7 protein-coding genes are annotated in these 10,926 nt (G+C 55.3%); 2 read left to right on the top strand and 5 right to left on the bottom strand.

Annotated elements, in window-relative coordinates; genetic code table 11:
- The first annotated feature begins 25 nt into the window (after window positions 1–25).
- Entirely contained in the window at window positions 26–5,527 is a 5,502-nt protein-coding gene (locus tag V0288_RS21415) for a Tc toxin subunit A-related protein (protein WP_332867214.1), read from the top strand.
- A gap of 609 nt (window positions 5,528–6,136) precedes the next feature.
- On the opposite strand, the gene V0288_RS21410 is transcribed toward V0288_RS21415, so the two are convergent.
- The 3 genes from V0288_RS21410 to V0288_RS21400 form a co-directional block, all read right to left on the bottom strand.
- A complete protein-coding gene (locus V0288_RS21410; protein ID WP_332867213.1) occupies window positions 6,137–6,886 on the bottom strand; it encodes a transposase in 750 nt (249 codons plus the stop codon).
- Window positions 6,887–7,118: 232 nt separating this feature from the next.
- The gene (locus V0288_RS21405) at window positions 7,119–7,652 is read right to left on the bottom strand and encodes a rhodanese-like domain-containing protein (protein WP_332867212.1); all 534 of its coding nucleotides are present in this window, start codon (window positions 7,650–7,652) and stop codon (window positions 7,119–7,121) included.
- A 40-nt stretch (window positions 7,653–7,692) separates the two neighbouring features.
- Window positions 7,693–8,382 carry an MBL fold metallo-hydrolase gene (locus V0288_RS21400; RefSeq protein WP_332867211.1) on the bottom strand — a complete coding sequence of 230 codons (690 nt, stop codon included), beginning with the start codon at window positions 8,380–8,382 and terminating at the stop codon, window positions 7,693–7,695.
- Between the two features lie 173 nt (window positions 8,383–8,555).
- Here V0288_RS21400 and V0288_RS21395 point away from each other — a divergent pair, with 173 nt between their 5' ends.
- Complete coding sequence (locus tag V0288_RS21395; protein ID WP_332867210.1) at window positions 8,556–9,092, top strand: hypothetical protein; 537 nt, start codon at window positions 8,556–8,558, stop codon at window positions 9,090–9,092.
- Window positions 9,093–9,143: 51 nt separating this feature from the next.
- Here V0288_RS21395 and V0288_RS25205 read toward each other — a convergent pair whose 3' ends face one another.
- A complete protein-coding gene (locus V0288_RS25205; protein ID WP_422662046.1) occupies window positions 9,144–9,557 on the bottom strand; it encodes an ArsR/SmtB family transcription factor in 414 nt (137 codons plus the stop codon).
- A 417-nt stretch (window positions 9,558–9,974) separates the two neighbouring features.
- Window positions 9,975–10,481 (bottom strand): 4Fe-4S dicluster domain-containing protein, encoded by a 507-nt coding sequence (locus tag V0288_RS21385; protein WP_332867208.1) that lies wholly within the window; start codon window positions 10,479–10,481, stop codon window positions 9,975–9,977.
- Window positions 10,482–10,926: the final 445 nt, after the last annotated feature.

Raw genomic sequence — 10,926 nt, 5'->3', positions numbered from 1 at the left:
TTCTATTTTTTAGCGAAGCAAAACTATGTCCGAATGGATCACCGATGGCGGTAACTCGATCGCCCCCTCCGACGACTCGATCGGTCTCTCTAGCGTGACCGTCACGAACTATTTTCTCCGTCTGGCGATTAACACTCCCGTCAACAATATCGTCGTCCCGCCCCGGATCGCGGTATCGGGAACCGCGGAGTACGAGGAAGAAATTCTCCTCGCGCCCGGAGAACCAGACCGGAGATACGTTCCGGAAAATATCGATCGGGTTCTGGTTCGGCTGGATGACGCGGCCCCGTTTCAAAACGCCACCCCCACCGGGCCGGGGGGGAATTGGACGGCCTGGACGTTTACTGGCACGATCGGCGAGGGGCTTCGGAGAATTACCGCGCGGGTCGAGGCCCGTAACTATCTCAACGAGGAGATCCCGCTCGATCGATCGGTCACGGTGATGGTGGACACGACTCCCCCCTCCCTGACGATCGGGCCGCCGGCCGATGTTACCCGCGAGGCCGCGCCCTATCTCGCCACGATCGTCGGGACGGCGAGCGATAACGCGTCCGGGGTACGGAGCGTCGAATGGCGCGTCGGCGATAGCGGTGTTTTTCGGAGCGCCACGGCCACCGGGAGTCCCGATAGCTGGAGTTCTTGGAGAGCGGAGGTGGAGTTACCCGGATTGGGAACCCATCGCGTCACTTTCCGGGCCGCGGACAGGGCCGGTAACACCGGCCCCGAACAATCCGTCTCGGTGAGGGTCGCGGACACGATCCCGCCACAATTAACGATTCTCGCGCCGAAAGACGGCGATCTCTTCACTTTGGAGAACGGGAGCGTCACCGTATCGGTACGGGGGATCGCCCGCGATAATCAAACCGGCGTGGCCGGGGTCAGCGCGCGTCTGGATACCGATCCCGACGGGACATTCCCGTACACCGCGACCCCGGGGGCCGACGGTACCTGGACGCTCTCGATCCCGATCCGCGAGGCCGGCAACCGGACGGTCTACGCGCGGGCGATCGATAACTCGGCGGCGAGAAATACCACGATCCAAGCGGTAAGGGTGAGTGTCGCCGCGCCCTACGACCCGAAAGATGCCGATCGGGTGTTTTCCCGCGTTAACTATCTGGCCGATCTGCTCGCTTTTACCGAACGGAACTCGGTGACGGAGGGAGGGGCGAGAATCGCTCCGTCCCGGTTGGAGAGCGCTTTTTACCAGCCTTTCGCCGCTTTGATCCGTCCCGAAAATCGCCCGATCGCCGATCGACCCGTTAACCCGGTCTGGATCGCCATCCAGATCCTCCGTCGCTATCTGACCGAGAACGGTCGCGCTTTGCCGAATAACATAATTCAAGAGTATTGTCAATCGTTTTATTACACGCTTTTACAAAATCTGGGAACCTCCTACGAGGAATTACGCCTGATTTCGGGATTACCCGCGGAAAAACGGCAGGACTCGGCGAGTAAACTGGCCGAGCGTCTCGGATTCGAGCTAGATACCGCTTCCGGTCGTCCCGATCGCCTCGATCGACTGACCCTCTCCCCGGCGGACATCACGGAAGCGCGGTTAGAATCGCTCTTCGGTAGCCCGAGTCCTTTCCAAGATCCCCTAAGTATCCGTACCCCGCCCCGGGAGTTCCTTCTCTGGCAACAGTACAGGGTTCGATCGCTCTGGAGCCAACAGGACGATACCGCCCGATCGGCGGTCGGCAATCCGCTTCCCGTCATCGATCCCGACCTACTCGGCCCGAACGATTTCCGCGCCGCCGTCCCGGGAAATCCCGCCTTCGCTCTCTGGCAAGACCGACGGGCGGAAGTCAACGGACAACGCGACTCCCTGATCGGCCTGCGGAATTCCGCGGCGACCCCCCTAGCCGGATTGGACGCGATGTTCAACGCCCGTCTGGCCCCGGTAGAACGCTTACGGGAACTGTTCGATCGCTACGAGCGGGGGGAGAATATCGAGGCGGATCTGAAAACCCTACGGATCGCGCTCCCCGCCTTCCTACACCTGATGGGTACGCGCTCGTTAGCGGCGAGCGGGACGGTATTGGAGACGGAATGGGAGAGCGCCTACTCGATTCTCCTTCAGGTGTGGAAATTCCGGCAGTGCGATCGGACGGACGCGGACAATTGGCGAAACCGAGAACGCGCCCTCAACCTCACCGTCAGTCCCGATCACTTCCAACTCGCCGAGGCTCCCCCCCTACCCCGCTGGCGATCGGGTCCGAAACAGCGTCGCGACTGGGAAAGAAAACTACAAGCCCGCGTCAACCAGTTTTCCGAACCGGAAGAAACCCTACAAAACGCCATCGCCGCCACGGAAACCGCCGTTTTACCGCCCGTCCGCGATAGTATCATCGCCTCCCTCAACTCCGCCAACGCCGCCGAAAGACTCTCGCGGGAATTGGCGATCGACTTTCAAGATCCCGGTCGCTCCCGCACCACCTGGGTTAACCAGAGCGTCGAAACCCTACAGAACATCCTCTTTTCCGTTCGGGTCGGTCGTTTTCGCGGTCTGGCTTCCGTACTCCGGGCCGCGATCCCCGCGGAAAGTTGGAAACTGGTGGCGATACGGGGCGATAAACCGTACAGCGAAACGATTTTCGATCTCGAATGGCGTTGGATGGGTAGTTACGAAACCTGGCAATCGGCGTTCGTTTTGTTCGCCTATCCCGAAAACCTTCTCCTCCCCAACCTCCTCCCCGATTCCCACCCCACGAAAGCGTTCAAAACTCTCCTCAAAAATCTCCAATCCGGCGCGTATCTATCCCCGGCGAGAGCGCGCGAGCGGGCGGCCGAGTATCTGACGGCCTTACGCGCGGAGGAAGGGGTGGACCTGCCGCCCTCCCTGCGAGATCCCGCCTTTACCCTCGACGATCGCCTGTCGGAAGCGGAGGTGAAAGAACGAATCCGGCTCTTTTTCGCACTATTTACCGGAAAAAATCTCTATACCGCCCCGAATTACCTCGGCGAGTGTTTTTTCTTCGTACCGATGCTGTTGGGAGCGCGGTTACAGAAGTCCGGTCAGTTTCTAGCCGCGCTCGATTGGTATCAATCCGTTTACGCCTATAACCTTCCCCCGGAACTCCGGAAAGTTTGCGGTGGATTGTTCTTTGAAGCGGAGATCCGCGATATCTACCAGCGAGATCCCGATTCTTGGCTATTAGAGGACTTAAATCCCCACCGGATCACCCGTTCGCGGGCCAACGCCTACACGCGCTTCACGTTAATGACCCTGGCCGGATGTTTTCTCGATTACGCCGATGCCGAATTCACCCGCGACACGACGGAATCCGTCAACCTCGCCCGCTCCCTGTACGGAACCGCTCTAGAATTGCTCGCCCTGCCGGAAATGACCCCCGCGTCCGGGACCTTTCCCCCGAATCCCGTCCCGTCGGCCCTGCGCTCCCGCGCGGAACAAAATCTTTTAAAACTGCGCCTCGGTCGCAATATCGCCGGTTTAGAGCGGCAATTCGCGCCAGCCGACCCGGAAACTCCCGCGCGCGATGCCTTACCCAACCCGATCGCGGATAACGCCATCCGTCGTCCCACTCCCTACCGCTATAGCGCCCTCATCGATCGGGCGAAAAATCTCGTCACCCTCGCCGGACAGATCGAGACGGCGTTTCTGGCGGCCTTGGAAAAACGCGATGCCGAGGAGTACAACCGGTTGAAAGCGGGACACGCGCTCGATCTGGCCGCGTCCACCGTCGCCCTACAGGAACTGCGCGTGGCCGAGGCCAGGGAAAATATCGATCTGGCGGCGTTACAGCAGGATCTCTCGGAAATTCAGCGCGATACTTACGATCGCTGGATCGGGGCCGGGGACAACTTCTGGGAGAAAGCGTTATTACAGAATTACGCCACCGCCAGAGAGCGACGCGATACCCTAGCCCGGGCCGAGGAGTCCCTCAGTATCGCCCAAGCGTTCGCCAGCGCGGCGGCCGGACTGGGGCCGGGAATGGCGCTATCGCTCCCGGCCGCCGGGGGGATCGCCCTACTCCTACAGGAAAAAACCCGGGCTTCCAGCGCCCTCAACCAGACGGAATACCTCTCGCAAGTGTACTCGACCCGGGCGAGTTCCGCGCGACGCGCGGAAGATTGGAAACTTCAGAAAGCCCTGGCGAGCAAAAACGTCGAGATCGGGACGAAACAGATCGCCCTGGCCAAGGATCGCCTGAAAATCGTCGGTCAAGAAAAGGCGATCGCCTCCACCCAACAGGAGCAAGCGAAAAAAGAACTGGATTTTCTCACGGGGAAATTTACCAACGCCGAACTGTACGAGTGGATGAGCGGGATTTTAGGGGGAGTGTACCGCTATTTTCTGCAACAGGCGACCTCGGTAGCCCGTTTGGCGCAGGTACAATTAACCTTTGAACGCCAGCAGATCGCGCCTTCCTTCATTCAGGCCGACTATTGGGAATCGCCGCCGGACGATCGGGCCGCTTCGGCGACCGGCGAGAAATCCCCCGACCGACGCGGGTTAACGGGATCGGCGCGGCTATTACAGGATATCTATCAACTCGATCAGTTCGCTTTCGAGAACAATCGACGGAAATTACAACTGAGTCAAACCCTCTCGTTGGCGCGCTTGTTTTCCCTAGAATTCCAGCAATTCCGGGCGACGGGAACCCTCGCGTTCGCCACCACCGAGGAAATGTTCGATCGGGATTTCCCGGGCCATTACCTACGGCTGATCAAGCGGGTGAAGATCTCGATCGTCGCCCTGATCCCGCCCCATCGGGGGATTCGGGCCACGCTGATCAATTCCGGCCTGTCGCGGGTGGTGGTCGGGGGCGATACGTTTGCCCCGATCGAGATCCGCCGCGATCCGGAACAGATCGCCTTCACCTCGCCGATGAACGCCACGGGACTGTTCGATCTCGACCCGCAGAATGAATTTCTCCTACCCTTTGAAAGCATGGGAGTGGACACGCGCTGGGAACTGCGGATGCCGAAATCGGCCAATCCTTTCGATTACGGCACGATCGCCGACGTGCTATTCACCTTGGAATACACGGCCCTACACGATTTCGGCTATCAACAGCGGGTCGAGAGCCGGCTCGGCCGGGAGATAGACGCGGAAATCGCCGTCAGTCTACGCGATCGTTTTCCCGACGCTTGGTACTATCTCCACAATCCCGAACAGTCGGCAACCCCGATGACGGTTACGTTTCCGATCGACAAAGGGGAATTCCCCCCCCATATCGACGCTCCGCGGATCTCCCGAATTTTGCTATATTTCGTTCCCGCGGCGAATCGGGAGCCGGCGATCGGGGATAGCGCGGGGCTTTGGCTCCAGCCTCGGGAAAACGGGCTTCCCCGAGTTGGCGGTTACTCCGGGCGACCGGTCGAGGGAATTCTCAGCACCCGTCGCGGCAACGCTGTCGAATGGCAACGGAATATTTGCGGCAATCCTCCCGACGGGGACTGGACGCTCGTGTTACCCGATACCTCGATCTGGAGAAATTATTTTAAAAATGAGGAAATCGCCGATATTCTGTTCGTCGTATCCTTCGAGGGATTACAGGCGTGAGTTCGTAAGCTCGACTTTATCCAATTTTAGATTTGGAGAGCCGCAAAAGTAGCAAGATGGGGGAAGCGTTGTGGGCTTCTTCCCGATGAATCCGCTACCGAAGGAATTCCTGCCATTAATCTTGGTGTTCGCCCCTTTATTTTCCCGACCGACATGGCGCTCGGCACTTGTACTGCTAGTGGGAGCGATTCTCGCACCAGGAAAGCGGACAGTCAGCGCGATCTTGAAGCTCGACTTTAGACTAATAAATAAAAGAAATCGGCCTGGCTAATCAATAAAAGCCAAGGAATGGTGAAAAAGATCGTTTCGGAAAGATTAAGAGGTTTTTTGAACCGCTTTTTTCGTTCTAGAAGCTCGCTTTTTGACGGTCGGATAACAAGTTCGAAGGGTTCGTTTTGTCGCTTTCGTCGAACCCGGTGATTTTCCACGGGTTTTCGGGTCGGGGGCGGGAGAGCCAATCACCGCTAAAATTGTTGCGAAAGAATCGGCGACACGACCGGGAGTTAAGGAAGAGAGCGATTGAGGCTTCTGCCAAGGTAGAGGATTGTCCGTTACCTCGGGGCGGGCTAACCATAATTGCCATGTCAGAAGAGGCATAATACCAATTTTCTAAAGTCCTGCCAGAGATAGGGCTTGTAAAATATAATCCCATCCCGTTAAGGAACGCACGATTTCTTTCGACATGGAATTCAGTACAACACCCACTCTCTCTTTGAGTTCTTGTAAGTTCTCAAAACCTTGTCCCCCGAGAGCGTCTTTTAAAAATTGCCAGAATCTTTCGATCGGATTGACCTCGGGAGAGTAACTCGGTTGAAAGAAAAATAGAATATTTTCCGGAATCTTTAACTTTCGAGTCGTGTGAAAAGGAGCGTTATCGAGTTGAAGGGTATGTACCGCATCGCTGAATTGTCGAGAGAACTCTTCTAAAAAAGATTGAAAACAAGTCGAATTCAAATTCGAGAATTCGTAAAAACAGGATTCACCGCTCCGAACTTCTTTGTCCGGACCGCGCGCGCCTTTCCATTCTTTGACCCGTTTTTGCAAAGTCCTTAGTTGGGAGCGGGTGTATTTGTCGGGGTATTTTGGCTGTAAATACTCGAATATCGTTGTCGGACTCAATCGGGGTTCTTTTTCTAGCATTGGCACGACCTCGCTCTCCCAAACCTCGGCGTAGGGGTCTGCCCTTGTCCGCCAGTCACGGGGTTGCCCCTGACGCGGTCGGTGTTCTCCTTTGTCGATCCTTTCGGCTGTACGCACGGAAAATCCTCCTTTGGCCGCCGCCGTAGCTCGCGGGTGGCCACTCGCCCTCGCTTTGAGGTAGATTTGAATCTGTTTGGAATTAATTCGTTGACCCGGCACTGGAAAGCGTCTCGACCACTTGTAATCGTCGTTTTCCAGTGTCTTCCGTTTCGGTCACGCCGTTCGCCAAGGTAATCGTCGCTCGCGGCAATTTAATCTTCGCCTAATACTCAAGCTATTCCGCGATCGATTCGGCGGCGAGAGGCACAAAAGAAGTGTCCGCTCATCTATCTTAAGATAGAGAAACGGACGATAAGAGAGAAAATAAACCAAGTAAAAGATATTCGGGCAATTAACGTCGGTTGTACGGCAATTTCGCCAATAAAATCCCTAGGGCGCAAGTATTGGAGATCCCGGCGAACAGTAAGCCGGCCCCCACGAAACCGCTGAGTAACAGGAACCGGGGGGAAACGAACGCGCCGAGAAGCGTTCCGGTCAATACCAACGATCCCGCGACGATCTGCACCTGACGCATGATGCTAATCGGGGCGTTTTTATCGGTTTTCGTGGAATAGCCCGCTTTTTTCCAAGCGGTGATCCCCCCTTCTAGATGGGAGAGGTCGCGGTAGCCGAGCGCGTGTAATTTGCGCGCCGCTTGAGCCGAGCGATTCCCGCTACGGCAGTAGAGAACGAGTTTCCGAGCGAGCTCGATCGACGGGGGCTGTCGATCGAGCGTCGATAACGGCACGAGAATCGCCCCCTCGATATGTTCTTCCCGATATTCCGAGGGTTCCCTCGCGTCTACCAGGGTGACGCTTCGATTCTCTAATAATTGCTGGAGAGTAGTCGGGTTCACGATCGCCAATTCGTTAGTTACGGTGTTCATAGTCCAAGCTAGTATCGGGTTGAGAGAAAAAGGGGAATTCTTACGCGACGTTACCACAACGCCGGTTAGCGGGGACGGCTTCGGCGATTTTTTTCGGATCGGGTAGGTTTAAATTACCCATCAATTCGATGAAACTCTCGCGGGTGTGTCCGACAAAACGGGGGTTGAACTGTTTTTCCTCGCCGATCGTCGAGACGGTAAAGCCTTTGTAATCGTGGCCCGCGTAGACGAGGGTTTCATCCGGCAGGGTGAACAGTCGTCCGGTAACGTGGTCGTACATCGTTCCCGCGTCGCCATTCTGGAAGTCGGTACGACCGCAACCGCGAAATAGCAGGGAATCCCCCGTTAATACCCGATCCCCGTTAATTAAATAGGAATTATGGCTATCGGTATGTCCGAGCGTGGTAATGGCTTTAATCTCGATAGCGCCTACCGGTAAGACTTCCCCGTGACCGAGGGTTCGATCGGCGCAAGCGACGAGGGCGTTCACGGGAACGATGCCCTGACAGCCGGTTAACTCGCGCAGTTTCGCGGTTCCCGTGACATGATCGGCGTGAACGTGGGTTTCTAGGCAATAACGGAGCGTTAAACCAAATTCTCGCAAAAGTCGCGTATCGCGTTCCACCTGTTCGAGAACCGGATCGACCAAGATCGCCTCTCTCGTATCGGGATCGGCCACGAGATAGCTGTAAGTGCTGGTTTCGGGGTCGAACAATTGACGGAACAACATAAGCCTTCACCCCCTTTCGTGGATATATTTTGATTATAACACTATATATCGATATAGTAAATTCTATCCGTAACCGATCCCCAAAATCCCGCGATCGGGAATCCGCGTCCCGGTGGACGGGCGGATAGTTCTCCCGACGGACGGCGAGGGACGGGACGGGGGATAAACTCAAGATGCGAACCTATAATCATCTAGTCTTGTCTGGAGGGAAAGCGATGACCGTCGATCGAGAGATACCGTCGATGCCGTTTCCGGGAGATCGGTTCGATCGGGTGCGCGAGAACACCCCCGCGACACTTAACGCCGAGATCGATCGAAAAACGATCGAGCGTCTGCGCGATCGCGCGGATCGTTCCCCGGAAGAGATATCGGGACGGATTCGAGAATTGGGACGGGAATGGGATACCGAACGGGTACTAGAAGCGAACGCCTCTATTCTCGCCCTCACGGGTTTACTACTCGGTATTTTCGTTCACGCGAATTGGTTCTGGTTAACCGGGATCGTCCTGCCGTTTTTATTCCAACACGCGACTCAGGGGTGGTGTCCCCCCCTACCCGTCATCCGCTGGATGGGAGTCCGGACGCGCGACGAGATCGATCGGGAAAAATACGCGCTCAAAGTCCTCAGAGGCGATTTCGACTCGGTTTCGGGTTCCGGGGAAGGGATTTTCGAGCGGGTGAGCGCCGCGCTAGGGGCGGTAGCCCGATAGAGACAGAGAGAGCGGGAAAAAGTATCGAGAACCCTGTTAATCCCGCTCCCTCTATTTCATCTCGATCGGGTGTGATTGTTTGAAAAATTCCAGATCTTGGTGTTGTTGTTGTAACTGCACCTTCAGGGAATCGCAGACGAGATCGCAGAGGGGAAAGATCGCGGGATTGGAGATCTCGTAAATGACGTTAACACCCTGTTGCGATCGGGAGAGCAAACGCGCGTCGGTGAGAATTTTCAGGTGTTTGGAGACGTTAGCCTGTCCCAAACCCGTGATCTCGATGATCTGGCTCACGTTTTTCGGTCCGGATTTGAGCGCGCAGACGATTTGTAGTCGGGTGACTTCCGAGAGGACTTTAAAAAAATCCGCGATAATGCCCAGCGCGGAGGGCGAAAGCGCGGGGGAATTCGGTTCCCGGCCCGTTGACGGGGTGACGGAAGCTAGTTGTCGGGATTTTTTCGGCATGGTGGGTGTTTCGAGGCGATGACGGGTATTTCTTCCTTCATTATATAACGAGATAGTTGTTAAACGAGAGGCCGCGCTCGCCAGCCCCGACTTTTTCAAAACGGGACGGGTGGAAACGAGGTGTTTATCCAGTCCCAACGCGCGCGGTTTGATCCCGAGAGCGAGTCCGACCAATTCCGTGATATAGAGAGCGGGTAAGGAATAGTTAACGTTGTATTTCTTCTCGATATCGGGCTGTCTTATTCTAATACCGTTCAATTCGATTCTTTCTTCTTTTCCAGCAGGCGCAAGACTCGTTTAAATTTCCCCGGTTCCCGTATCCGTTGCGGGAAAAGCACTAATTTTCCGCGTAGGGCTAACTTAACGCTATTCTATCGGTATCGGGTAGGTTCGGGTTAGAAACAAAGCTGGAAACTGTTATCGGGTAAGGAGTTCGCAGGAATCAAGCCTCGCTACATCCCGAGCGGGAGAAACTGTTAGGAACTCGACCTTCAAACCTTCGCCACGAGAGGGATAGAACCCGTTCTTCGATCGATAGCGATCCGATAGTGATAAAAAAGCGTTAATCCCTAACGGAGACTGTTCGAGAATACTTGACATATCGCTATACTCGTGTATAAGCTCAAGTTCAAACAGAATGCCGCGTTTTCGGATGAATTCGACAAAAATTTCGTTGAATCGGGTGGAATCATTCGTAATGCCCTCGCGGATAGCGATCGCTTTGACGGCCTCGATCACTTCCGAGGGACGAACCCCGCGGGGACACCGGGAAGTGCGAGTATGACAGGAGGTGCAATTCCAGAGGGTGTTACTGTTGAGAACCGTTTCCCGGTCTCCCCTTTGTACCCGTAAAACGAAACTTCTGAGAGACAGATCCATTCTCTCGACCTTGGGACAGCCACCGCTACAGGTTACGCACTGCATACACTCGGAAATACTGGCGCTTTCCCCCCTTCCGCGAGAACTTTTTCGAGAAAGTCCCGGTTCATTCGATCGTCATCTATCTAACGATCGATCGCCAATTCAAATCTGAATTGCATCACTGTCTGGTCGTAACCGTTCAGGGGGGGTGCCGAATTGAACTCATGAGCCGAACACCTTACTTAATAGGCATTTCAGGCGATTTAACTCAAAGACAAAGTGTGGACAAAATGGCTAAAAGACAATTCCAGGAGGGCAATAACACTTTTGACTACTTAGAAAAATCTGTAAAAAATCAAATTGAGTCTAGTTTTCGTCCTGATCTCCCTTGATTTGATATAGTGCATTTTTTCAGCCCCCCCTGAACGGTTACGTCTGGTCTTATGCCCTAGAATACAGCCTTTCTCACAAAGATGAGGTATACTGTGATCGATAGCTAAATTGAACG

It is taken from the genome of Pannus brasiliensis CCIBt3594, from assembly GCF_036688125.1.
GTDB lineage: Bacteria > Cyanobacteriota > Cyanobacteriia > Cyanobacteriales > Microcystaceae > Pannus > Pannus brasiliensis.
The sequence above is the reverse complement of the archived record's forward strand: the minus strand, read 5'-3'. Positions and strand labels throughout refer to the sequence as shown.

Coding starts and splice junctions, on each gene's coding strand:
- V0288_RS21385 (WP_332867208.1), bottom strand. CDS start 10,481: ATGCAGTGCGTAACCTGTAGCGGTGGCTGTCCCAAGGTCGAGAGAATG.
- V0288_RS21400 (WP_332867211.1), bottom strand. CDS start 8,382: ATGTTGTTCCGTCAATTGTTCGACCCCGAAACCAGCACTTACAGCTAT.
- V0288_RS25205 (WP_422662046.1), bottom strand. CDS start 9,557: ATGCCGAAAAAATCCCGACAACTAGCTTCCGTCACCCCGTCAACGGGC.
- V0288_RS21395 (WP_332867210.1), top strand. CDS start 8,556: ATGCGAACCTATAATCATCTAGTCTTGTCTGGAGGGAAAGCGATGACC.
- V0288_RS21415 (WP_332867214.1), top strand. CDS start 26: ATGTCCGAATGGATCACCGATGGCGGTAACTCGATCGCCCCCTCCGAC.
- V0288_RS21405 (WP_332867212.1), bottom strand. CDS start 7,652: ATGAACACCGTAACTAACGAATTGGCGATCGTGAACCCGACTACTCTC.